The sequence below is a fragment of the Leclercia sp. GHBNCSD genome (assembly GCF_055805075.1).
Window position 1 is genome coordinate 2,987,141 of sequence record NZ_JBQVYO010000001.1, and the last position, 24,712, is coordinate 3,011,852.

A 24,712-nucleotide genomic window follows, 5' to 3' on the forward strand; every position below is an offset into this window, starting at 1 on the left:
ATCACTTTGAAAGGTTTTAAAGTGTTAAACAGATCTCACAATGAAAGAAAAAGTGATTATTTTGAAAGGCAATAGGAAAGGTGACGGCGGCGTGGTGAAGAAGAGACTGAATTTACCTTTAGGCAGCGTAAAGATTTTGCCGGGTGCGTGTGCGCCCCTTCCTTGAGGTGTCCCGGATGCTTTACCATACTTGCCACTTATCGAATTCGTGAATGGATGTGTCATGTTCAAGCGTCGTTACGCAGCGCTACTCCCTGCGCTTATTCTGCTCTCCGCATGCAGTAGTAAACCGAAGACCGAAGAGGTCCAGCAAACGGCAGGCGCCCCTTCCGGCGGCTTCCTGCTGGAGCCTCAGCATAATGTGATGCAGATGGGGGGCGACTTTGCCAATAACCCTGCGGCGGAACAGTTCATCGACAAAATGGTGAGCAAGCACGGCTTTAACAAAGCCCAGCTACAGGAGATCCTCTCCCAGGCGAAACGTCTGGATTATGTATTGCGACTGATGGATCGTCAGGCGCCGACCACCCAGCCTCCGGCCGGACCGAACGGCGCATGGCTGCGATATCGCAAGCAGTTTATTACCCCGGATAACGTGCAGAATGGCGTGGCGTTCTGGAATCAGTATCAGGATGCACTGACCCGTGCCCAGCAGGTTTACGGCGTGCCGCCGGAGATCATCGTCGGGATTATCGGCGTGGAGACCCGCTGGGGCCGGGTGATGGGAAAAACCCGCATTCTTGATGCGCTGGCGACCCTCTCCTTTAACTACCCGCGCCGGGCGGAATACTTCTCCTCTGAGCTGGAAACCTTCCTGCTGATGGCCCGTGACGAGCAGGATGACCCGCTGGATCTGAAAGGCTCCTTTGCCGGGGCGATGGGCTACGGCCAGTTTATGCCCTCCTCCTATAAGCAGTATGCGGTCGATTTCAATGGGGACGGGCACATCAACCTGTGGGATCCTGAAGATGCCATTGGCAGCGTTGCCAACTACTTTAAAGAGCATGGCTGGACGCCAGGCCAGCCGGTCGCGGTTATGGCTAACGGCCAGGCACCGGGGCTGGAGAACGGCTTTAAAACCCGCTACAGCGCGGCACAGCTGACCTCTGCCGGCCTCACGCCGCAGCAGCCGCTGAACGGCAATCAGCAGGTGAGCCTGCTACGTCTGGATATTGGCACTGGTTATCAGTACTGGTACGGCCTGCCGAACTTCTACACCATCACCCGCTACAACCACAGTACGCACTATGCGATGGCGGTCTGGCAGCTGGGGCTGGCGGTGGCCCAGGCGAGGGCGGCCTCGCCGTTCAGTTAACGCCTGAAAACGTGGGTGGCTTACGCCACTCACGTTTCACTCCTGGCCGGATGGCTACGTTTATTTTTTCTGAATCCCCCTCGTAAAAGCGCCACCTCATCCTCATATCTACCGACTAAAGTGCTATCTTGTGCTGCACGTTTTTATGGAGACAAAACGAGATGAGTGACCATGAATTAATGCAGCTCAGTGAGAGGGTAGGGCAGGCGCTGAAACAGCGCGGTGCCACGGTCACCACGGCTGAGTCCTGTACCGGTGGCTGGGTGGCGAAAGCTATCACCGATATCGCGGGCAGTTCCGCCTGGTTTGAACGCGGTTTTGTCACCTACAGTAATGAAGCGAAAGCGCAGATGATTGGGGTTCGTGAGCCCACGCTCATCGAGCACGGCGCGGTGAGTGAACCGGTGGTCATTGAAATGGCGATTGGCGCCCTGCGTGCTGCCCGGGCGGACTATGCTATCTCTATTAGCGGCATCGCCGGGCCGGACGGTGGCAGCGAGGAAAAGCCTGTTGGAACAGTGTGGTTTGGCTTTGCGACGGCGCAAGGGGAGGGGATTACCCGCCGGGAATGCTTTAGCGGCGACCGTGAAAGCGTGCGTCGTCAGGCCACCGTTTATGCGTTAAAAACGCTCTGGCAACATTTTCTACAAAACACTTGATACTGTATGAGCATACAGTATAATTGCTGCAACAGAACAGAAATCCAAGGTGAAGCGCAGTTGTTTCACCCGGCATGAGAGGAAAAAATGGCTATCGACGAAAACAAACAGAAAGCGTTGGCGGCAGCACTGGGCCAGATCGAAAAGCAATTCGGTAAAGGTTCCATCATGCGCCTGGGTGAAGATCGTTCCATGGATGTAGAAACTATCTCCACCGGTTCGCTTTCTCTGGATATTGCACTGGGTGCTGGCGGCCTGCCTATGGGGCGTATCGTAGAGATCTACGGGCCAGAATCCTCCGGTAAAACCACCCTGACCTTACAGGTTGTGGCTGCTGCACAGCGCGAGGGCAAAACCTGTGCCTTTATCGATGCTGAGCACGCGCTGGATCCGGTTTACGCACGTAAACTGGGTGTTGATATCGACAACCTGCTCTGCTCGCAGCCGGATACCGGTGAGCAGGCACTGGAAATCTGTGACGCACTGGCGCGCTCTGGCGCAGTTGACGTAATCATCGTCGACTCCGTAGCGGCGCTGACGCCAAAAGCAGAAATCGAAGGCGAAATCGGTGACTCTCACATGGGCCTCGCGGCACGTATGATGAGCCAGGCGATGCGTAAGCTGGCCGGTAACCTGAAGCAGTCCAACACGCTGCTGATCTTCATCAATCAGATCCGTATGAAGATCGGTGTGATGTTCGGTAACCCGGAAACCACCACCGGTGGTAACGCGCTGAAATTCTACGCCTCCGTGCGTCTGGATATCCGCCGTATCGGTGCCGTTAAAGACGGTGAGAACGTGGTGGGTAGCGAAACGCGTGTGAAAGTGGTTAAGAACAAAATCGCTGCACCGTTCAAACAGGCTGAATTCCAGATCCTCTACGGCGAAGGCATCAACTTCTACGGCGAACTGGTTGACCTCGGCGTGAAAGAGAAGCTGATTGAGAAAGCGGGCGCCTGGTACAGCTACAACGGCGACAAGATTGGTCAGGGTAAAGCGAATGCTATCTCCTGGCTGAAAGAGAACCCGGCAGCAGCGAAAGAGATTGAGAAGAAGGTACGCGATCTGCTTCTCAACAATCAGGATGCTAAGCCAGACTTCACTGCGGATGACGCAGACGTAGAAGAAACCAACGAAGATTTCTAATCACTTGATGTAATAAAAGGGCTGCGATTGCGGCCCTTTTTTGCATTTGTTTTTCAGCAGGTGCTTTATGAGTGAATCATCCCCCCGACGCCCCGCCTGGAACCGTCTGCTTGATCGCGCGGTACGCATACTGAGCGTGCGCGACCATAGCGAACAGGAGCTGCGCCGCAAACTCATGGCGCCGGTCATGAGCAAAAACGGCCCGGAACAAATCGACGCGACCGCGGAAGATTATGACCGCGTTATTGCCTGGTGTTACGAGCATAACTATCTGGACGATAGCCGCTTCGTCTCTCGCTTTATCGCCAGCCGCAGCCGTAAAGGTTATGGCCCGGCGCGTATCCGCCAGGAGCTTAATCAGAAAGGTATCCCACGGGAAATCACAGAACGCGCGATGCGTGAATGCGAGATTGACTGGTGCGAACTGGCGCGGGAACAGGCGGTGCGAAAATACGGCGAACCGCTGCCGCGTGAATTTTCAGAAAAAGTCAAAATCCAGCGCTTTTTGCTCTACCGCGGTTTCCTGATGGAGGATATACAGGATATCTGGCGTAATTTTACCGATTGAACGCATGCGGGATTTTACTTCCCTCCAAAGAAAACTTATCTTATTCCCACTTTTTACAGTAGCTGGTCCGTCCAACAACGGTTGCGTAGTGACCCGCTGTGACATTTCGTTAGCTTGATTTCAGGATAATTATGAGCAAGAGCACCGCTGAGATCCGACAGGCGTTTCTCGATTTTTTCCATAGTAAGGGACATCAGGTTGTTGCCAGCAGCTCCCTGGTACCGAACAACGATCCAACTTTACTCTTTACCAACGCCGGGATGAACCAGTTCAAGGATGTCTTCCTTGGTCTCGACAAGCGTAATTATTCCCGCGCGACCACCTCACAGCGTTGTGTACGTGCGGGTGGTAAACATAACGATCTGGAAAACGTCGGTTATACCGCACGTCACCACACCTTCTTCGAGATGCTGGGTAACTTCAGCTTCGGCGACTATTTCAAACATGACGCTATCCAGTACGCATGGGAACTGCTGACCGGTGAAAACTGGTTCAACCTGCCGAAAGAGCGCCTGTGGGTTACCGTCTACGAAACCGACGATGAAGCCTATGAAATCTGGGAAAAAGAGGTGGGTATCCCGCGCGAACGTATTATTCGCATCGGCGATAACAAAGGCGCCCCGTACGCGTCTGACAACTTCTGGCAGATGGGCGATACCGGTCCGTGCGGTCCTTGCACCGAAATCTTCTACGATCACGGCGACCACATCTGGGGCGGCCCTCCGGGTAGCCCAGAAGAAGATGGCGACCGTTACATCGAGATCTGGAACATCGTCTTCATGCAGTTCAACCGTCAGATCGACGGCACCATGGAGCCACTGCCGAAGCCATCCGTAGATACCGGTATGGGTCTGGAGCGTATTGCCGCAGTACTGCAGCACGTTAACTCCAACTACGACATCGATCTGTTCAGCACTCTGATTAAGTCCGTTGCCGACGTGACTGGCGCGACCGACCTGAGCAACAAATCCCTGCGCGTGATTGCCGACCACATCCGCTCCTGTGCATTCCTGATTGCTGACGGCGTGATCCCATCGAATGAAAACCGCGGCTACGTGCTGCGCCGTATCATTCGCCGCGCGATCCGCCACGGCAATATGCTGGGCGCGAAAGATACCTTCTTCTATAAGCTGGTGGGGCCGCTGATTGGCGTTATGGGCGCAGCGGGCGAAGAGCTGAAACGTCAGCAGGCGCAGGTTGAGCAGGTTCTGAAAACCGAAGAAGAGCAGTTTGCCCGTACGCTGGAACGTGGCCTGACCCTGCTGGACGACGAGCTGTCGAAGCTGAAAGGCGACACCCTGGATGGCGAAACCGCCTTCCGTCTGTACGACACCTATGGTTTCCCGGTTGACCTGACGGCTGATGTTTGCCGCGAGCGCAACATCAAAGTTGACGAAGCGGGCTTCGAAGCGGCAATGGAAGAGCAGCGCCGTCGTGCGCGTGAATCCAGCGGTTTCGGTGCCGATTACAACGCCATGATCCGCGTTGATGGCAGCAGCGAATTTGAAGGTTACGAGCATCTGGAAACTAACGGTACAGTTACTGCCCTGTTTGTTGACGGCAAAGCCGTGGAGAGCATCAGCGCGGGCCAGACTGCCGTTGTGGTTCTGGACAAGACGCCGTTCTACGCTGAATCAGGCGGCCAGGTGGGTGATAAAGGCGAACTGAAAGGCAATGGTTTTAGCTTTGCCGTCAGCGACACGCAGAAATATGGTCAGGCGATCGGCCACCAGGGGACGCTGGCATCCGGCGAACTGAAAGTGGGCGAGGGCGTTCAGGCTATCGTTGACGAAGCGCGCCGCGCACGTATTCGTCTGAACCACTCTGCGACGCACCTGATGCATGCCGCACTGCGCCAGGTTCTGGGTACGCACGTTGCGCAGAAAGGCTCGCTGGTAAATGACAAAGTGCTGCGTTTCGATTTCTCCCATTTCGAAGCGATGAAACCGGCAGAAATTCGCGCCGTTGAAGATCTGGTTAACGCCCAGATCCGTCGTAACCTGCCGATCGAAACCAACATCATGGACCTCGAGGCGGCGAAGAACAAAGGCGCGATGGCTCTGTTCGGCGAGAAGTATGACGACCGTGTACGTGTGCTGAGCATGGGTGATTTCTCCACCGAGCTATGTGGCGGTACCCACGCCAGCCGTACGGGCGACATCGGTCTGTTCCGCATCGTGTCCGAATCGGGTACAGCGGCAGGCGTTCGTCGTATCGAAGCGGTCACCGGTGAAGGCGCGATTGCTAGCCTCCATGCTGAGAGCGATCAGTTGCACGACATCGCGCAGCTGCTGAAGGGCGACAGTCAGAACCTGGGCGAGAAAGTGCGCAGCGTGATGGAACGTACCCGCCAACTGGAAAAAGAACTCCAGCAGCTGAAAGAGCAGGCTGCGGTTGCGGAGAGCGCAAACCTTTCCAGCAAAGCGGTTGAGATTAAAGGCGTTAAACTGCTGGTCAGCGAGCTGACGGGCGTTGAGCCGAAAATGCTTCGTACCATGGTCGACGATCTGAAGAACCAGCTCGGTTCAACGGTTATCGTTCTGGCAACGGTAGCGGAAGGTAAGGTTTCTCTGATTGCGGGCGTATCTAAGGACGTGATCGACCGTGTGAAAGCAGGGGAACTGATTGGTATGGTCGCTCAGCAAGTGGGCGGCAAAGGCGGTGGTCGTCCTGACATGGCGCAAGCCGGTGGTACGGACGCTGCGGCCCTCCCGGCAGCACTGGCCAGTGTAGAAAGCTGGGTAAATTCGAAACTGTAATAATTACAAAGCGTAATCAGACGCCATAACGTCACCGTTATGGCGTACTGCGCTCTACGCTATCCATAATGATAAAGTCAGGTTGAGTTTGTGTATATCGGCTAAACTTACGTTTAACAGATTGTGATGCCGTGACTACCTACACATTACGTGTTTGTCATCGCTTACTTTTTGGCGTTATATGATGGATAATGCCGGGATACAAGAGACCCGACTCTTTTAATCTTTCAAGGAGCAAAGAATGCTGATTCTGACTCGTCGAGTTGGTGAGACCCTCATGATTGGGGATGAGGTCACCGTGACAGTTTTAGGGGTAAAGGGTAACCAGGTACGTATTGGTGTGAACGCCCCTAAAGAAGTCTCTGTTCATCGTGAAGAGATCTACCAGCGTATCCAGGCTGAAAAATCCCAGCAGTCAAGTTACTGATATTATCGCGTCTCGCTCTCTGGCGAGACGCACCCCTCCTGACATTCTCCTTCCTTAAAGTTACCGTTCTGTTTCGTTCGCTCTGTTTTTGACCACTCTCATCTCTTTTACTTCGCCAAAATCTACCGTTCTCCATGCAGAAGAGTGTAGAAAGAGGGGCAAAATACGTTTATAAAACACTCTCTTTGCAGGTTTTACGTCCGAATTGCCTGTGAATTGTGCAAACGATAAAAGCTTGTGGAAAATTGTTTGACTTATAAGTCCCAGAAAGTAATATATGCGCCACGCAGCGACGAGAAGCTCTTAGCGAGTTACTCGGAGCACTCGAAAGAGGCGTTGTGTGGTGAGGTGGCCGAGAGGCTGAAGGCGCTCCCCTGCTAAGGGAGTATGCGGTCAAAAGCTGCATCCGGGGTTCGAATCCCCGCCTCACCGCCATTTTGCATCCGTAGCTCAGCTGGATAGAGTACTCGGCTACGAACCGAGCGGTCGGAGGTTCGAATCCTCCCGGATGCACCATCTATTACTTCATATTGCTTTAGAAGTGATATGAATATCGAGCAGTACAGTAGTAAATCCCGATGCATCCGTAGCTCAGCTGGATAGAGTACTCGGCTACGAACCGAGCGGTCGGAGGTTCGAATCCTCCCGGATGCACCATATTCTCCGAGATAACAGCGAAGCTGTTGTTTCAAGGTCTGCGAGTTAATCGCCAGCACCAGGGAGGATAACGTTGCTTCAGCAACGGCCCGAAGGGTGAGGCGCAGCCGAGTAATCCTCCCGGATGCACCATTTACTACATCTCAAAGCAGTATCCCGATGCATCCGTAGCTCAGCTGGATAGAGTACTCGGCTACGAACCGAGCGGTCGGAGGTTCGAATCCTCCCGGATGCACCATATTCTCCGAGATAACAGCGAAGCTGTTGTTTCAAGGTCTGCGAGTTAATCGCCAGTGCCAGGGAGGATAACGTTGCTTCAGCAACGGCCCGAAGGATGAGGCGCAGCCGAGTAATCCTCCCGGATGCACCATCTTTTATTGCATGTCGATTTCGAAATGATATGTGGTATCGAGTAGTACAGTAGTAAATCCCGATGCATCCGTAGCTCAGCTGGATAGAGTACTCGGCTACGAACCGAGCGGTCGGAGGTTCGAATCCTCCCGGATGCACCATCTTCTCAGAGATAACAGCCAGGCTGTTGTTTCATGGTCTGCGAATCAATCGTCAGCATCAGGGAGGATAACGTTGCTTCAGCAACGACCCGGAGGGCGAGGCAACGCCGAGTAATCCTCCCGGATGCACCATCTTCTCCCTCATTGTTTATTCCTTCGACGTTTCGTCAGCAATCATCTTCTCTGTCAGCGACAAAACCCCTTGTTTACGATAAAGTAACGCTTTGTAATCCTTTCGCGAGAGCACGATGTACGCACAGTATGACGGTTTGATTTTCGATATGGATGGCACCATCCTCGACACTGAGCCAACGCATCGCCAGGCATGGACTGAAGTCCTGGGTCGTTATGGTATGCGTTTCGACTTACAGGCGATGATAGCCCTCAACGGATCTCCAACCTGGCGTATTGCGCAGGCCGTGATTGAACTGAATCAGGCCGATCTCGACCCGCACCTGCTCGCGCGTGAAAAAACCGATGCAGTAAAAGCCATGCTGCTGGACACTGTGCGTCCTTTGCCCTTAATCGACGTAGTGAAGGCGTGGCACGGACGACGTCCCATGTCCGTCGGTACGGGCAGTGAAAGCGCTATCGCTGAAGCACTGCTCAACCACCTTAACCTGCGCCACTATTTCTCTGCCGTGGTCGCGGCCGATCACGTTAAAAACCACAAGCCTGCACCTGACACCTTTCTGCTTTGTGCAGAGCTGATGGGCGTACCACCCGCGAAGTGTGTCGTGTTTGAAGATGCCGATTTTGGTATCCAGGCAGCACGTGATGCCGGTATGGCCGCGGTGGATGTTCGCTTACTGTGAGTGACACACTGTCACTCGCCTCATTATTCGCCAGCAGTTTTTTAAGCGCCACGATCCTGCCCGGAAATTCCGAGGTGGTACTGGTGGCGATGCTCTTGTCCGGTGTCAGTCAGCCGTGGTTACTCGTGTTAATAGCAACAATGGGTAATAGCCTTGGAGGGCTGACTAACGTTATTCTTGGGCGATTCTTTCCGCTACGCAAAAAATCGCGCTGGCAGGAAAAGGCAGTCGGCTGGCTAAAACGCTATGGCGCTGCCACGCTTTTACTAAGCTGGATGCCGGTAATCGGTGATTTACTGTGCCTGCTGGCGGGATGGATGCGCATCTCCTGGGGGCCTGTGCTCTTTTTTTTATGCCTTGGCAAGGCATTGCGCTACATTCTTGTAGCGGTTGCAACTTTGCAGGGCATGACGTGGTGGCACTAATTGGACTGTTTGTGACCAGAAACCATTACAATTATGCTAAATGAAATGATTTTGACAGGCGGGAGGTCGAATTGATCCCGGACGTATCACAGGCACTGGCCTGGCTGGAAAACCACCCTCAGGCACTGAAGGGTATTCAGCGCGGTCTTGAGCGCGAAACGCTGCGCGTTAACGCAGATGGCAGTCTCGCAACGACAGGCCATCCACAGGCGTTGGGTTCGGCGCTGACCCATAAATGGATCACTACTGATTTCGCCGAAGCACTGCTTGAGTTTATTACGCCGGTCGACGGCGAAATTGACCACATGCTGAAAATCATGCGTGACATTCACCGCTACAGCGCCCGTAATCTGGGTGATGAGCGGATGTGGCCGCTGAGTATGCCGTGCTATATCGCGCAGGGGCAGGATATTGAACTGGCGCAGTACGGCACGTCCAATATCGGTCGTCTGAAAACGCTCTATCGCGAAGGATTAAAAAATCGCTATGGCGCGCTGATGCAGACGATCTCTGGCGTGCACTATAACTTCTCCTTGCCGATGGCATTCTGGCAGGCGAAGTGCGGCGAAACAGATAAAGAGGCGATCTCCGCAGGCTATTTCCGCCTGATTCGTAACTACTATCGCTTCGGCTGGGTCATCCCGTATCTGTTTGGGGCTTCTCCGGCGATTTGCTCCTCTTTCCTGCAGGGCAAACCGACCACGCTGCCGTTTGAGAAAACCGACTGCGGTATGTACTACCTGCCATATGCCACCTCCCTGCGTCTCAGCGACCTGGGTTATACCAATAAGTCGCAAAGCAATCTCGGTATTACGTTTAACGATCTGCACGAGTATGTGGCAGGATTGAAGCGGGCGATCAAAACCCCGTCGGAAACCTACGAAGAGATCGGTCTTGAGAAAGACGGTAAGCGCCTGCAAATCAACAGTAACGTTTTACAGATTGAAAACGAACTGTACGCGCCTATCCGTCCGAAACGCGTCACGCGCAGCGGAGAAACACCATCGGATGCGTTACAGCGCGGTGGGATTGAGTACATCGAAGTGCGCTCCCTGGATATCAACCCGTTCTCGCCTATCGGCGTGGACGAGCAGCAGGTACGCTTCCTGGATCTGTTTATGGTCTGGTGCGTGCTGGCCGATGCGCCGGAAATGAGTGCTGACGAACTGCTCTGCACCCGCACGAACTGGAACCGGGTGATCCTTGAAGGGCGTAAACCTGGCCTGACGCTGGGCATAGGTTGCCAGACGGCACAGTTCCCGCTGCAACAGGTGGGTAAAGATCTGTTCCGTGATCTCAAACGCGTCGCCCAGACACTGGACAGCGTTTATGGTGGCGATGCGTATCAGCTGGTTTGCGATCAGCTGGTCGAAAGTTTTGATAATCCTGAGCTAACGTTCTCGGCACGCATTCTGCGTTCTATGATTGATCGGGGCATCGGCGGGACCGGTCGTGCACTTGCGGCGGAGTATCGCGATATGCTGCTGCAGGAACCGCTGGAGGTGCTTACCGAAGCTGAGTTCGCTGCTGAACGCGAAGCGTCAACGGTGCGTCAGCGTGAGATTGAGGCGGCGGATACAGAGTCGTTTGCTGAGTTTCTGGCGAAACAGACCTGACAGAAAAGAAAAAGGCCACATCGCTGTGGCCAAAATAACATCTCTGAAGAACAGGGATGATGATAACAAATGCGCGTCTTTCATATACTCAGACGCGCGTTGAAAAGAAGAGTTCATTTTTTTTAAAAAAAAATCACTATCGGAGGTGACGTATGCCGTTATTAGATAGCTTTACTGTCGACCATACCCGTATGGAAGCACCTGCTGTACGCGTTGCGAAGACCATGCATACCCCGCACGGCGATACGATCACGGTATTCGACCTGCGTTTCTGCGTACCGAATAAAGAAGTGATGCCGGAAAAAGGCATTCACACCCTGGAGCACCTGTTTGCCGGCTTCATGCGCGATCACCTGAACGGTAACGGCGTTGAGATCATCGATATCTCGCCTATGGGTTGCCGTACCGGGTTCTACATGAGCCTGATTGGGGTGCCGGAAGAGACCCGCGTCGCAGATGCGTGGAAAGCGGCGATGGAAGATGTGCTGAAAGTTAAAGAGCAGAACCAGATCCCGGAGCTCAACGTTTACCAGTGCGGTACATATCAGATGCACTCTCTGGAAGAAGCCCAGGATATTGCCCGCCACATCCTTGAGCGTGACGTTCGCGTCAACAGCAATGACGAACTGGCGCTGCCAAAAGAGAAGTTGCAGGAACTGCACATCTAGCAAATTACCCGGCTCTTCGCAAGGAGTATGCCGGGTAATATTACTCTATTAATAAATTCCTAAAAGCCTGTCACTCGTTGTGCAATCCTCTCTTTCTCTTTATTATTGCAGCTAACGCATGATAGTTATTTATATATATTATATCTATGGATGAAACCTTAACGCTCATTCACTGTAATTATTGATGCGTTAATATTTCATGGAATAGAATATAATTAAGAGGAATTTATGAAAGTTTATTTTGCTGGCTCCGCGATTCTTTTTTCCGCTATTCTGCTGTCTGCCTGCAGTTCTAAACCGGTGACTACGCCTATAGCCAAAGCCCCTGCCGAACGTAAGCAGGAGGTGCAGTGCTATCAGGAGTTTTCTGCGCTGCAAAAGCTCGACCCGGCGGCCTACGAGACCTACCGTAAGCAATTTGAGAATATTAATAAAAACTATAAAATTTACGAATCGAATAAATCTCTGGTTGATGATAACGCTTCCGAAGTTATGCTCACCGAAATTAATAAAAAACTGTCGCTGGTATGCGTAAGGATTCGTAATACGGTTTATACCAATATGATGAACCGTGCCAATGAAATGAACAAGTTATGAATAAATATTTTAGCGCAGCACTGTACTGCGGATTGTTATTATCGGGTGGAAAAGCATTTTCAGCCGGAACGGAACTATTGGAACGTTTAAATAACGAAAAAATTATCGGCAATAATTCAACCAATCCTTTTATCTCCTCAGAGACCACCACTACTCCCCTGGATACAGCGCCGCAGCAGGTAAAACCTGCCCGTCCGGCGACCCGTGCCGCGTCTGTTAAAAACGACAAGGCCGTCGCGGCCGATCAGGCCAAACTTTCCCGCCTCACCGAGGCACTTCGTCAGGCCAATACCACCATCACCCAATTAGATAAACAGCTAAGTGCGGTGGAAAGCGAAAAGGCGCTGCTGGAACAGGCGGTTGCTCATGAAAGGGATCGTGTCGCGGAAAAAGAGCAGAAGCTCTCCCGGCTGACAGCACAATCGGAAGGCAGCGCGCAAAAGCTTGCCATTGAGAGCCTGATCGCGATGCTGCCGAAGCCTGCTGGCGTCGATCAACAAAAAAATGCAGAACTGGTGGAGCAGCTCAATAAAGCCAACGCGCAACGCGCCGCTCTGACGAAAGCGCTGAACGATCTACAGGCGCAGAAGGACGCGCTTGATGCGCAGCTGAGTGCCCTTAAGACCAACAGCATCCAGACCACTGGCGTGACAAAAGAGCTCGATGCTTTAAAAGCCCAGCTCTCGTCGCTGAATCTGCAAAAAGCGACTCTGGAGACCCGGCTCGCCGAACAGGAAAAAGCGTTCAGCGGCGAAAAGACAAAGTCTGAGATTGCGCAGAATCAGCTCGAAGATGCCAAAAAGGTGATTGCCTCGCAGGAGTCGCTGCTGGCTGTGCAGAAGAGCAGCGCCGGAAGCGACAAAGAGAAGCTGCTTAAAGAGCTGAGCGACCTGGAGGCGCAGAAGAAGGCGCTGGAAACCCAGCTGGCTTCACTGAAAGCGGCCGATGAGAAGAGCGCCACGCTGGCGAAAGAGTTGACCGATCTGCAGGCGCAGAAGAAGGCGCTGGAAACGCAGCTCGCTTCACTGAAAGCGGCCGAGGAAAAGAGCGTCGCGCTGACGAAAGAGTTGACCGACCTACAGGCACAGAAGAAGGCGCTGGATGCCCAGCTTGCCACCCTCAAAACCAGCAGCGAGAAAAGCGCCGGGGTGGCAAAAGAGCTTGAGGCTCTAAAAGCCCAGCTGTCGTCGCTGAATCTGCAAAAAGCGACTCTGGAGACCCGGCTCGCCGAACAGGAAAAAGCGTTCAGCAGCGAAAAGACAAAGTCTGAAATTGCGCAGAACCAGCTCGAAGATGCCAAAAAGGTGATTGCCTCGCAGGAGTCGCTGCTGGCTGTGCAGAAGAGCAGCGCCGGAAGCGACAAAGAGAAGCTGCTTAAAGAGCTGAGCGATCTGCAGGCGCAGAAGAAGACGCTGGAAACCCAGCTGGCCTCCCTGAAAGAGGTCAGTACCAAAAATGACACTCTCAGCAAAGAGCTGTCCGATCTGCAGACGCAAAAGAAAGCGCTGGATACCCAACTTGCTTCTCTGAAAGAAGCCAGTGCGAAAAATGCGACCCTTACCAAAGAGCTGACCGATCTGCAGGCGCAGAAAAAGACGCTGGATACTCAGCTGACGGCGCTGAAAGCGGTCAATGAGAAAAGTGCCGCGCTGGCGAAAGAGCTGACCGAACTGCAAACGCAGAAAAAGGGGCTGGAGACGGAGCTGGCTGCCCTGAAAGCGATCCGCGAGAAAAACGTGGCATTGTCCAAAGAACTGGCCGATCTGCAGGCGCAGAAGAAAGCGGTGGAGGCGCAGCTTGCGACCCTTAAAACCAGCAGCGATAAGAGCACCGGCGCGGTAAAAGAGGCGGATGCCTTAAAAGCCCAGCTGTCGTCGCTGAACCTGCAAAAAGCCACTCTGGAGACCCGGCTGGCCGAGCAGGAAAAAGTGCTTAAAAGCGAGAAGTTAAAATCTGAGATTGCGCAGAACCAGCTTGAGGATGCTAAAAAAGTTATCGCTTCACAGGAGTCCCTGTTGGCTCTTCAGAAAAATAACGTTGGCAGCGAGAAAGATAAAAGCGGTGCGCTGGTCACTCAACTGGCTGCTGCCGGAAAAGAGACCGAGGAGCTGAAAAAGCAGCTGGCCCAGCTACAGACGCAAAAAGCCTCGCTTGAGGAGCAGCAGAAAACGCAAAGCGCCTCCCTGGCAACGTTGACGGCCGAAAACCAGAAGCTGAAGGAGAGTCAGGCAGCATCCGCAAAAGCGACTAAGGAGCCGCAGCGGATGAAGATCGATAAGACGGCGGCAAAAGATACGCTGACCAGCTACGCTATCGGCACCTGGTATGGCGATGCGGCAGGGCGTGAAAAGAGCAAGCTGCACGGGCTGAACAAAAAGCTCGATCTTAACGCCTTTATGCAGGGCTTTAACGACAAGGTGAACAATAAGCTCCAGATGACGCCAGCAGCGCTGTCGAAGGAGCTGGTCGCGCTGGATCAGGTACAGAAAAAGCAGTTTGTCGCAATGCAAAGTGAAAACGAAAAGCAGAGCAAAGCGATCATGACTAAGGCGGCGAATGAGAAAGGCGCTAAACGACTGCCGGAAGGAGCTATCTATCGGGTGATTCAGCAAGGTGAGGCGCCGCTGATTACGGCCCAGAACGAGATCATTGCCGAGATTGATGAGGTGCTGGGTACCGGTAAAGTGATGTCCAGTAAAGAGGTGCGCGCCAGCCGGGTTAAGGATTTACCGCCGCTGTTCCAGACGGTAGTGAAAAAACTGGGTCTGGGCGGGGAGGCAAAAATCCATATCCCGGCGAAACAGGCCTACGGTGAAGAGGGCGTACCCGGCTTTGTGCCACCAGGCACGGTCTCGATCATTACGATTAAAATTATTGGCATTAAGTAGCCGTAACCGCGGCCATAAAAAAACGGATCTGCATGCAGATCCGTTTTTCTTTTCAGCCAAACGCGTCAGTGGGCGCCGCCCCCTCCGCCACCCGCCCCGAACGGCGGTTTAGCGAACCAGATCAGCCCCAGTAACACAATGAACACGCCTGCCGACAGCCAGAAGATCTCGTTAGCCGAGATTATCAGTCCCTGGGCGGTGATCTGCTGCGCTATCCATCCGGAAGCCTGCTGCTCAGACATGCCCATCCCCTGCAGCTGGCTGTAGACTTCCTGCGCCTGCGGATTGAACACGTTCACCGATTCAGTCAGCTGCGCATGGTGCAGCGACTCGCGGTTAGTCCACATGGTGGTGGTCATCGAGGTCCCGATAGAGCCCGCCAGCGTACGCATAAAGTTCGACAGGCTGGATGCCGCCGCCATCCTTTCCGGCGGCAGACCGGAGAGGGTGATGGTGGTCAGTGGCATAAAGAAGCAGGCCACTGCAAACCCCTGGATGAACTGCGGCCACGCGGAGGCGCCAAAGTCCATGCCCGGTTCAAAGGTATAGGCGCGCCAGTAGAAGCACACCGCATACATGATGAAGCTGAAGGTCACCAGGCGTCGCATATCCAGCTTATGGGCGAAGCGGCCGATGATCGGCGACAGCAGGACCGGGATCACCCCGACCGGCGCCGACGCCAGCCCTGCCCAGGTGGCGGTATACCCGTATACCTCCTGCAACAGCTGCGGCAGCAGAACAATGGCGCCGAAGTAAAGCATGTAGGCAAGGCTGATACACAAACACCCTATGGTGAAGTTGCGTGATTTAAATAGCGACAAATCGACTATCGGGTTGTCGTCCGTCAGCTCCCAGACAATCAGGAAGCTGAGCGCCACCACCGCCACAACAGTCAGAACGATGATCTCCTGCGAGGCGAACCAGTCCAGCTCTTTCCCGCGGTCGAGCATGATCTGCAGGCTACCGATGCCCAGCACCAGTAGCGCCAACCCCACGCCATCAATCCGCCGCTGTTCAGTGCGGGTTTCGCGGCCACGCAGCGACTGCAGGGTCAGCAGTACCACCAGGGCGCCAATCGGCACGTTGATAAAGAAGATCCAGCCCCAGTGATAGTTATCGCTGATATAACCGCCCAGAATCGGGCCGCAGATCGGGGCGACAATCACCGTCATCGACCACAGCGCCAGCGCAATAGAGCGCTTGGCAGGCGGGTAGTTGTTCAGGAGCAGACTTTGCGACAGCGGGATCAACGGTCCGGCCACAATCCCCTGGATCACGCGGAAGAAGATGAGCATGTTCAGGCTGGTGGAGACGCCACACGCCCAGGAGGCCAGCACGAAAGCGATCGTTGACCAGAGGAACAGTTTCACTTCCCCGACGCGCTTCGCCAGCCAGCCGGTAATCGGGATGGAGATCGCATTCGCCACCCCGAACGAGGTGATCACCCATGTCCCCTGGCTCAGGGATGAGCCAAGGTTCCCGGCGATGGTCGGGATCGCCACGTTCGCGATGGTGGAGTCCAGCACCTGCATGAATGTCGCCAGCGAAAGCGCAATGGTCATGATGACCAGCTGCGCCCCTTCCAACGGTTTTTGCGGTTTTTGCTGCTGCATAACGCTCACCTTCGGATTAACCGGCGTTTGCCTTCACGATCTCATCGATCAGTTTATTCACCGGCTCAAGGCTGATCTCACGGGCATTACTTTCGTAGGCCGGGTTCGAACGTGCCTGGTTTGCCAGCATCTGGCCGTCACGGTTGGAGGTGTCCACCGTCACCAGCGTGGAGAGGCCAATACGCAGCGGATGGTCCGCCAGCTGTTTCTCATCCAGCTCGATACGCACCGGCAGACGCTGAACCACTTTGATCCAGTTCCCGGTGGCGTTCTGCGCAGGCAGCAGCGAGAAGGCGCTGCCGGTCCCCATATCCAGCCCCACCACTTTGCCGGTGTACTTTACGTCGTCGCCGTAGATGTCGCTGACGACCGTGGCGGTCTGGCCGATACGCATATGCGCCAGCTGGGTCTCTTTGAAGTTGGCGTCAATCCACAGGTTGGTTGCCGGCACCACCGCCATCAGCGGGGTGGAGGAGGTGATCTGCGCGCCAGGCTGCACGGAACGACGGGAAACGTAGCCGGTCATCGGGCTGACGATTTTAGTACGCTGCAGCGCCAGCCAGGCGTTACGGACTTCGGTCGCCGCCTGTTTTACCGCCGGTTGTTGGTCGAGCGTGGTATTCAGCACGATCGCCTGATTAGCGTTATATTGCTGAAGTGCCACATCCAGCTGGGCCTGCGCGCTGGCGACCGCGTCACGGGCGTGTTGCAGCTCTTCGCGGCCAATCAGGTTGGCCGAACCCAGCGGGACGCGACGATTGAGGTCGCTCTGGGCCTGGGCGAGGGCGGTTTTCTGCACGTCAATATTGGCCTGCAGCTGTTTGCTGTTGATCATCAGCTGGCGGGTCTGACGTACGCTCGAGGCCAGCTCAGTCTGCGCTTTTTCAAACGCCTGCTGGGCATCGGTCGGATCGAGCGTTACCAGCACATCACCTTTTTGCACAAAGTCGGTATTGTCAGCCCAGACTTTCGTCACGCTGCCCGACACCTGCGCCATAATCTGAACCTGGTTCCCTGCCACATACGCGTCATCCGTCTCTTCACTATGACGCAGTACTAAAAACCAATAGATCCCATATGCCACGGCAATGATAATAAAGAGCAAGGTCAGCAGCAGAAGGGCGCGCTTGCGTTTGCCTTTCTTGTTGACCGGTTGCTGCGGGGTTGTGTTCTCCGCATTTGCGCTCATGTTGTTCTCCACGATCTTATTATTTCACATCGGCTGAGCCGACCTGTTATCAGAAAGGCCAGCACGATGAGATGCTGGCCTGACGGTTTTCTTATTAATCTGGATTTTGGAGCGTGTCGTCGCGTTAGCGCAGCGCCTCAAGAACAGCGCCATCTTCATCCATCTGGTCCAGACGGGTGAGCAGCTTACGGGTGATATGCTCGAGCTGATCTTTCTCTGCGTTACTTAAAGACGACCAGAGTTGATGCAGGCAGTTGTGCTGAGGTGGGAGCACCTCGCGCAGGAATTCGTGACCTTTCTCGGTCAGTTGCAGGTGCAGACAACGGCGGTCGTTGTCACTTTCGCGGCGCTCAATCCAGCCACGTTTTTCAAGCTCATCGGCAATACGGGTCGCATTGGTACGGGACGAACCCAGCGCGCAACTCAGTTCGGAAGGCTGAATGCTGTGATTTTCCTGAGACTCCAGCGTAATCAACGCCATAAATAACGTCTCGTTAATCCCTTGAGCTTTCAGCATTTTATTGCGATTTTCCAGCAGCTTACCCTGCATGTGCATGCAGAGACGCGTTAACAGGATCTCCTGATATGGGAAATCTGCATAGCGACTGGCGCGAAATTTAAGCATTTGTTCAATGGGCGTAAACGAACTATCCATTTGGGCATAACCTCATTAATTACAGCCGATATAGTAACGACAGTGACAAATAATGTAAATGAATTATTTGTGCGGATAAAATCCACAAGGCGAATTTCACTGTCATCAAGAGCCGGGTTGATCCGTGACCCGGTAAGCACAGAAAAGAGGGGGTGGCGCTGGCAAAACGGGGATGAGTCATCAGGCGTAAGCTATTCATGCGGTATTCTAATATATTACCCACATAAAAATTTTCGGTATAAATGATTGCGTACCTTAACAGACTGAAGGGCTCCTTAACACCCTGAGAGCCCCAAACTTATGTAAACCTTATTGAATAGCCTCCTGACGGTGATAACCGCGCCACCAGACCAGCAGGTTAAGCAGCGCCATCACCGACCCGACCGCACACACGCCCGTCCAGCCGGCATGCTGCCACGCCGAGGCCGAAATGAGCGACCCGGCCGCACCGCCGATAAAGTAGCTGGTCATATACCCGGCCGTCAGGCGGTTACGGGCATCCGGCTTGACGCGGTAAATCACGGTCTGGTTGGTGATATGCACCCCCTGCACGGTCAGGTCGAGCACCAGGATGCCGATAATCAGCGCCAGCACCGAGACATGTCCGTACCAGATTGCTGCCCAGGAGAGCAGCAGCATCACCAGACCGGCGGTGGTGGTGAGGTGCGATTTGCCCTTGTCCGCCAGGCCACCCGCAGGACGCGCCCCCAGCGCACCGGCAGCCCCGGCCAGACCAAACAGACCGATCACCCCTTCGGAATAGTTAAACGGCGGAGAGGCCAGCAGGAAGGCCATCGAGGTCCAGAGAATACTGAAGTTAGCGAAGGTGAAACAGCCGAGCAACGCCCGGGTACGCAGCAGTTTATCCTTTATGAACAGGCTAAAGACGGAGCCCAGCAGCTGCGGATAGTTGAGATGGGTTTCTGACTTCACCTTCGGCAGGCCGCGCCACAGCGCCAGCGCCATCACCACCATCAGCACCGAGGCGACCCAGTAGACGGTGCGCCAGCCGCCGATACCCGCCAGTAAGCCCGCAACGGTACGCGCCAGTAAAATCCCCAGCAGCAGGCCGCTCATAATGGTGCCGACCACCTTACCGCGCTTATCCGGCGAGGCGAGGGTGGCGGCGAGGGGCACCAGAATCTGCGCCACCACCGAGAAGAGACCGGTCAGGGCGGTGCCGAGGATCATCATGCTAAGCGACTGGCTGGAGGCGGTGATCAACATCCCGCCCGCGGCCAGCAGCGTCATGGAGACAATCATCGCCCGGCGTTCAAACATATCCCCCAACGGGACGAGGAACAGCAGACCCACAGCGTATCCCAGCTGGGCGGCGGTAACGATAAAACCGGCTGAGCTTGCCGAGAGCGAGAAGTTGCGGGCGATGGTTTCCAGCAGGGGTTGCGCATAGTAGTTGCTGGCGACCGCCAGACCGGTTGCCACTGACATCAGCAGAATAAGTGCGGGGCTAAGCCCCTGAGGTGTTTTTGTCATTTGGTTTCGAAATCATTAGTTAAGTGATTATTTTTTCGTAAACCATAATAACGGATGAAGAGAGGAGGCGGGGAGTTGGTGAGTGATGGATCGTGCGGTCTGCTCCCCTCTCCGGGAGAGAGGAGCAGAGTAGCGTTACTTCTGTGCCGCCAGGGCTTCATTTACCCATGCATCAAACTGCTGCTGGTGGGCTTTGATCCAGCCATCGATATGGCCCTGTACATCGGCCTCCGATGACTTGCCGGCATGCATCATCGCGTTCTGCGCGTTGATGTCCGCCAGCGGCAGCTTCATGACCGAGAAGAGCTTCGCCGCTGCCGGGTTTTTCTCAGCCCAGGCTTTGTTGGCCACAATGTGCATGGTATTCACCGGGAAGCCGTAGTTCATGCCGTTAGGCAGTTTGGTGTCGATATCCTTCTGCTCGCCCGGCAGAGAGGAGAACGGCACCTGCAGCCAGACCACATCTTTACCCGGCTTCAGTACGTCGCTTACCCAGTATGGCGTCCAGGTGTAATAGATGACCGGTTTACCCTCTTTAAAGCGGGCAATAGTGTCCGCCATCATCGCAGAGTAGTTGCCGTGACTCACCTCCACCGTTTTTGCCAGGTCGAAGGCTTTGTTCTGATGGTTAATCACCGCCTCACAGCCCCAGCCCGGCGAGCAGCCCATCATGTCGGCTTTGCCGTCCCCGTTGGTATCGAACAGCTTCGCAATCTTCGGATCTTTCAGCTGCTCAATATTGGTGATGTGGTACTGATCGGCGGTTTTCTTGTCGATCAGGTAACCCTGAGCCGCACCGGAGACAAAGGTCCCTTCACGGTAGAACTTTTTGTCGCCGCCCGCGGCGGTGTACATGTCGTCATGCAGCGGCTGCCAGTTGACGGCAGTAAAGGTGGCATCCCCCGAGGCAATAGAGGTATAGCCGACGTTGTAATCCACTTCGCTGGGTTTATTGACCGTATAGCCCAGCTTCTCCAGCGCGCGGCTGACCAGCCCGGTCTGGAATGACTCTTCGGAGATGGTGCTCTGGACCGGTTGCACGGTAATACCGGTGCCCGGCAGGTCGGCAGCGAATGCGCTGGTGGAGGCAAGGGTGGCAAACGCTGTGGCAAAAAGTACGCTATGTCGCATCGTTGTTCCTTATTTAGACGTTGTGAATGGGCGGGTAAGCAACCCGACAGGGCCGGTGTTATACCAGCGACGGTTGCCGCGACTGCGTGCATCACGACCGACAGCCTGGGTCAGGCGGTCAAGGATAATGGCGAGGATCACGATCCCGACGCCACCGACGGTGGCCAGCCCCATATCGAGACGACCAATCCCGCGCAGCACCATCTGGCCCAGACCGCCCACGGCGATCATCGAGGCGATCACCACCATCGACAGGGCCAGCATCAGGGTCTGGTTCACACCCGCCATAATGGTGGGCATCGCCAGCGGCAGCTGGACTTTAAACAGCATCTGACGCGGGCTGGCGCCAAACGAGCGCGAGGCCTCGATAAGGTCAGCCGGCACCTGGTTGATGCCCAGAATGGTCAGACGCACAATCGGCGGCAGGGCGAAGATAATGGTCACCACCACGCCCGGCACGTTGCCAATGCCGAACAGCATCACGATAGGCACCAGGTAGACAAACGCCGGAGTGGTCTGCATCGCATCCAGCAGTGGGCGAATAATTTTCGCTGCCCGCGGGCTGCGCGCCAGCCAGATCCCCATCGGCAGGCCGATCACCACGCAGAAGAGCAGGGCGGTCAGTACCAGCGCCAGGGTGATCATCGCCTGGGACCACGCGCCAATGGCGCCGATGGCGATCAGCGAGATCAACGTGGCGATCCCCATCCCCGCGCTGCCAAACTGCCAGGCGATCAGCGAGAAGAGCACGATGGCGACCGGAGCCGGCATCCCCAGCATCAGCTGCTGGAAGCCGTTGAGGATGTAGTCCACCGGGACGCGGATCCCCTGGAAGACCGGGCGGAAGTGGGTCACTACCCAGTCGATCCCCTCCGTCACCCAGCTGTCGAGCGGGATCAGGGTCTTATGGAACGGGTCCATAATATTGAAATGTTCTGGCGCAGGCGCAGGGGCGCTGGTCAGCCAGTCAGCGCCACCGCCGTCGGTGGGTGCTGGCGTAGAAGAACCCCACGCGTCAGCGGATTGCGCCGCGCTGTCCGCCGCCTCTGTAGTACCCCACGGGTTAGATTGATCAGCCATTGTTTGCCCCCTCGCGATCTAAAGCCTGCAGCAGCATGCGTTTTGAAATGATGCCGACGTACTGTTGTTCCTCTCCAACCACCGGCACCGCACAGGGCGCCTGGCCAACGTGAGAGAGCAACTCGCTGAGCGGCGTTTCGGCGTCCACAGCAAGTGGCGCGTCGATTAACGCCGCATCGATCCCCTGACCTTCGCCGAGGGCGGTTTTCAGGGAGTCGATGGAGACCACGCCGACAAATTTATTGCCGCGTTCAACCAGATAACCGTATTCCCGGTCCTCATCCTGCAGCAGCTTCAGTGCCGAGCGCGGGCCGAACCCTGGCGTTTTACGGATAATGCCGTTTGGCGTGCGGCGGGCAATATCTTTGGCGCTAAACACCTGGCTAATATCCACGCCGCGGAAGAAGGTGCGGACATAATCATTTGCCGGATTATTGAGAATTTCGTCCGGAGTACCCACCTGAACCACTTCGCCGTTTTGCATAATGGCAATACGATCGCCAATTCGCATGGCTTCATCGAGGTCATGGGAAATAAAGACAATGGTGCGTTGATGCCGCGATTGCAGTTTTACCAGCTCGTCCTGCATCTCGGTGCGAATTAATGGATCGAGGGCCGAGAAGGCTTCATCCATTAATAATATATCGGGGTTGATCGCTAATGCGCGGGCTAATCCCACGCGCTGGCGCATCCCGCCGGAAAGTTCATCCGGATATGCGTGGGCGTAATTTTCCAGCCCCACCTGACGCAGCGCATCCAGCGCTTTTTCCTGGCGCTCATTGGCCGGTACGCCGGCTAATTCCATGCCGAAGGCAGTGTTATTTAACACCGTCATATGCGGCATCAGGGCGAATGACTGAAACACCATCGCGATCTTTTTTCTGCGCACCTCGCGGAGCTCAGCGTCTGATATTTTGGCGATATCGACGCCGTCAATCAGCACCTGCCCGCGGGTGGGTTCAATCAGGCGATTGAGAAGGCGAACCATAGTGGATTTACCCGAACCGGATAATCCCATGATGACAAATATCTCGCCTTCTTCAATGGCCAGACTGGCGTCTTTAACGCCAAGCGATAGCCCGGTTTTTTCCAGAATTTGTTCTTTTGAGAGACCTTTTTCAATATATTTGAAAGCCCTCTGCGGGTGCTCGCCAAATACTTTGTAGAGGTTTTTAACTTCTAATTTAATTGCCATGCAATAAAGAATGTCCCGTTATTTATTTAAATCGATAGCGTTACCATTGAAATAATAAGCAAGCCATACCCTAACATACTCAGAATCTGAGACAACCCTTGCGGCGCTTGTGGCATGAATTTTGCCATGGTTTGCATGCGGACAATATCGCTCAATTTCCCATGAGATAAGGGCTGAGCGGGAAATGAATTTTTTTGAGATTTTTACCGTGCGGATGGGAAATTTCGCCTGAATTCTTATGATTCAGGCGAATATGACCGGAGAATTACAGCGTAGATCACGAAGAGATATTTGTCAGACATTAAGTGATATATTTCACATTCAAATCCGATTAATTTTACTTAAAAATCCCAGTCCTGGTCTTCTGTCTCCACCGTTTTTCCCATGACATAGGACGATCCCGACCCGGAGAAAAAATCATGGTTTTCGTCACTGTTCGGCGAGAGCGCGGCGAGGATCGCCGGGTTTACCTCCGCTATTTCCGGCGGGAAGAGCGCCTCGTAGCCGAGGTTCATCAGCGCTTTGTTGGCGTTGTAGCAGAGGAACGCTTTCACCTCCTCCTCCCAGCCCGTTCCGGCATAGAGCTCGTCGGTATAGTTCAGCTCGTTATCATACAGATCCATCAGGAGATCCAGCGCAAAGCCCTTCAACGTCTCGCGTTCGGCCTCGCTAACTTTCTCGAGCCCTTTCTGATACTTATAGCCAATATAATACCCATGTACGGCCTCATCCCGGATGATCAGCCGAATCAGATCCGCAGTATTGGTGAGCTTACCCCGGCTCGACCAGTACATCGGCAGCCAGAAACCGGAGTAGAAGAGAAACGACTCCAGAAAGACGCTGGCGATCTTCTTCTTCAGCGGTTCGTCGGCGCGGTAATGTTCCAGTACCCGCTGGGCTTTATGCTGCAACGCAACGCTCTCTTCGCTCCAACGGTACGCGGCATCCACATCTTTGGTCTGACAAAGCGTCGAGAAGATGGAGCTGTAGGAGCGGGCATGCACCGCCTCCATAAAGCTGATATTCGACATCACCGCCTCTTCGTGCGGGGTCAGCGCATCGTCAATCAGCGCCGGTGCGCCCACTGTGTTCTGTACCGTGTCGAGCAGGGTCAGGCCGGTAAAGACGCGGATAGTCAGCTGCTGTTCTTCCCGGCTTAAGGTCTCCCACGCCGGAACGTCGTTCGACAGCGGCACCTTTTCCGGTAGCCAGAAGTTGCTGGTCAGGCGGTTCCATACCTCCAGATCTTTGTCATCTTCAATCTTGTTCCAGTTAATGGCGTGAACCCGGGACAGTTTCATGC

The 24,712-nt window shown here is 54.6% G+C and carries 20 protein-coding genes and 5 tRNA genes; 17 read left to right on the top strand and 8 right to left on the bottom strand.

Features of this window, described 5'->3' with window-relative positions:
* The first annotated feature begins 223 nt into the window (after window positions 1–223).
* From mltB to ACT3IC_RS14505, 17 genes are all read left to right on the top strand, one after another.
* Complete coding sequence (mltB, locus tag ACT3IC_RS14425) at window positions 224–1,315, top strand: lytic murein transglycosylase B (protein ID WP_156655151.1); 1,092 nt, start codon at window positions 224–226, stop codon at window positions 1,313–1,315.
* Between the two features lie 161 nt (window positions 1,316–1,476).
* Complete coding sequence (pncC, locus tag ACT3IC_RS14430; protein ID WP_103180882.1) at window positions 1,477–1,974, top strand: nicotinamide-nucleotide amidase; 498 nt, start codon at window positions 1,477–1,479, stop codon at window positions 1,972–1,974.
* Window positions 1,975–2,061: 87 nt separating this feature from the next.
* A complete protein-coding gene (recA, locus tag ACT3IC_RS14435) occupies window positions 2,062–3,120 on the top strand; it encodes a recombinase RecA (protein WP_103180881.1) in 1,059 nt (352 codons plus the stop codon).
* Between the two features lie 67 nt (window positions 3,121–3,187).
* Window positions 3,188–3,688 (top strand): recombination regulator RecX, encoded by a 501-nt coding sequence (gene recX / locus ACT3IC_RS14440; protein ID WP_103180880.1) that lies wholly within the window; start codon window positions 3,188–3,190, stop codon window positions 3,686–3,688.
* Window positions 3,689–3,819: 131 nt separating this feature from the next.
* Complete coding sequence (alaS, locus tag ACT3IC_RS14445; protein ID WP_159339780.1) at window positions 3,820–6,447, top strand: alanine--tRNA ligase; 2,628 nt, start codon at window positions 3,820–3,822, stop codon at window positions 6,445–6,447.
* A gap of 241 nt (window positions 6,448–6,688) precedes the next feature.
* Window positions 6,689–6,874, top strand: a complete 186-nt coding sequence (gene csrA / locus ACT3IC_RS14450) for a carbon storage regulator CsrA (protein ID WP_000906486.1) — start codon at window positions 6,689–6,691, stop codon at window positions 6,872–6,874.
* A gap of 342 nt (window positions 6,875–7,216) precedes the next feature.
* Window positions 7,217–7,309: transfer RNA gene (locus ACT3IC_RS14455), tRNA-Ser, on the top strand.
* Between the two features lie 4 nt (window positions 7,310–7,313).
* Window positions 7,314–7,390, top strand: a tRNA-Arg gene (locus tag ACT3IC_RS14460).
* Between the two features lie 64 nt (window positions 7,391–7,454).
* Window positions 7,455–7,531, top strand: a tRNA-Arg gene (locus ACT3IC_RS14465).
* Window positions 7,532–7,692: 161 nt separating this feature from the next.
* A tRNA-Arg gene (locus ACT3IC_RS14470) sits at window positions 7,693–7,769 on the top strand.
* Between the two features lie 197 nt (window positions 7,770–7,966).
* A tRNA-Arg gene (locus ACT3IC_RS14475) sits at window positions 7,967–8,043 on the top strand.
* 248 nt (window positions 8,044–8,291) lie between these two features.
* On the top strand, window positions 8,292–8,858 hold the full coding sequence (yqaB, locus tag ACT3IC_RS14480; protein WP_156655149.1) for a fructose-1-phosphate/6-phosphogluconate phosphatase: 567 nt from the start codon (window positions 8,292–8,294) through the stop codon (window positions 8,856–8,858).
* Window positions 8,855–9,283, top strand: coding sequence for a YqaA family protein (locus tag ACT3IC_RS14485; protein WP_103180877.1), 429 nt, complete (start codon window positions 8,855–8,857; stop codon window positions 9,281–9,283). Before yqaB ends, ACT3IC_RS14485 begins: the two co-directional genes overlap by 4 nt.
* Before the next feature lie 71 nt (window positions 9,284–9,354).
* Window positions 9,355–10,899: a glutamate--cysteine ligase gene (gene gshA / locus ACT3IC_RS14490; protein WP_103180876.1), complete on the top strand. Its 1,545-nt coding sequence runs from the start codon at window positions 9,355–9,357 to the stop codon at window positions 10,897–10,899.
* Between the two features lie 152 nt (window positions 10,900–11,051).
* Window positions 11,052–11,567: an S-ribosylhomocysteine lyase gene (luxS, locus tag ACT3IC_RS14495; protein WP_103180875.1), complete on the top strand. Its 516-nt coding sequence runs from the start codon at window positions 11,052–11,054 to the stop codon at window positions 11,565–11,567.
* Between the two features lie 228 nt (window positions 11,568–11,795).
* Complete coding sequence (locus ACT3IC_RS14500; protein ID WP_103180874.1) at window positions 11,796–12,164, top strand: outer membrane protein assembly factor BamD; 369 nt, start codon at window positions 11,796–11,798, stop codon at window positions 12,162–12,164.
* 77 nt (window positions 12,165–12,241) lie between these two features.
* Entirely contained in the window at window positions 12,242–15,052 is a 2,811-nt protein-coding gene (locus tag ACT3IC_RS14505) for an FKBP-type peptidyl-prolyl cis-trans isomerase N-terminal domain-containing protein (protein ID WP_473477939.1), read from the top strand.
* A 65-nt stretch (window positions 15,053–15,117) separates the two neighbouring features.
* On the opposite strand, the gene emrB is transcribed toward ACT3IC_RS14505, so the two are convergent.
* The 8 genes from emrB to nrdF form a co-directional block, all read right to left on the bottom strand.
* A complete protein-coding gene (gene emrB / locus ACT3IC_RS14510) occupies window positions 15,118–16,665 on the bottom strand; it encodes a multidrug efflux MFS transporter permease subunit EmrB (protein WP_103180871.1) in 1,548 nt (515 codons plus the stop codon).
* A gap of 16 nt (window positions 16,666–16,681) precedes the next feature.
* Complete coding sequence (emrA, locus tag ACT3IC_RS14515; RefSeq protein ID WP_103180870.1) at window positions 16,682–17,854, bottom strand: multidrug efflux MFS transporter periplasmic adaptor subunit EmrA; 1,173 nt, start codon at window positions 17,852–17,854, stop codon at window positions 16,682–16,684.
* A gap of 124 nt (window positions 17,855–17,978) precedes the next feature.
* Complete coding sequence (mprA, locus tag ACT3IC_RS14520) at window positions 17,979–18,509, bottom strand: transcriptional repressor MprA (RefSeq protein ID WP_039029994.1); 531 nt, start codon at window positions 18,507–18,509, stop codon at window positions 17,979–17,981.
* Window positions 18,510–18,818: 309 nt separating this feature from the next.
* Complete coding sequence (locus ACT3IC_RS14525; RefSeq protein ID WP_103180868.1) at window positions 18,819–20,003, bottom strand: MFS transporter; 1,185 nt, start codon at window positions 20,001–20,003, stop codon at window positions 18,819–18,821.
* A 135-nt stretch (window positions 20,004–20,138) separates the two neighbouring features.
* Complete coding sequence (proX, locus tag ACT3IC_RS14530; RefSeq protein ID WP_156655146.1) at window positions 20,139–21,134, bottom strand: glycine betaine/L-proline ABC transporter substrate-binding protein ProX; 996 nt, start codon at window positions 21,132–21,134, stop codon at window positions 20,139–20,141.
* A 9-nt stretch (window positions 21,135–21,143) separates the two neighbouring features.
* Window positions 21,144–22,214: a glycine betaine/L-proline ABC transporter permease ProW gene (proW, locus tag ACT3IC_RS14535; RefSeq protein WP_103180866.1), complete on the bottom strand. Its 1,071-nt coding sequence runs from the start codon at window positions 22,212–22,214 to the stop codon at window positions 21,144–21,146.
* Window positions 22,207–23,409, bottom strand: a complete 1,203-nt coding sequence (gene proV / locus ACT3IC_RS14540) for a glycine betaine/L-proline ABC transporter ATP-binding protein ProV (RefSeq protein WP_114385885.1) — start codon at window positions 23,407–23,409, stop codon at window positions 22,207–22,209. The genes proW and proV overlap by 8 nt, the downstream gene beginning before the upstream one ends.
* Before the next feature lie 341 nt (window positions 23,410–23,750).
* Window positions 23,751–24,710: a class 1b ribonucleoside-diphosphate reductase subunit beta gene (gene nrdF / locus ACT3IC_RS14545; RefSeq protein ID WP_473477946.1), complete on the bottom strand. Its 960-nt coding sequence runs from the start codon at window positions 24,708–24,710 to the stop codon at window positions 23,751–23,753.
* Window positions 24,711–24,712 lie beyond the last annotated feature (2 nt).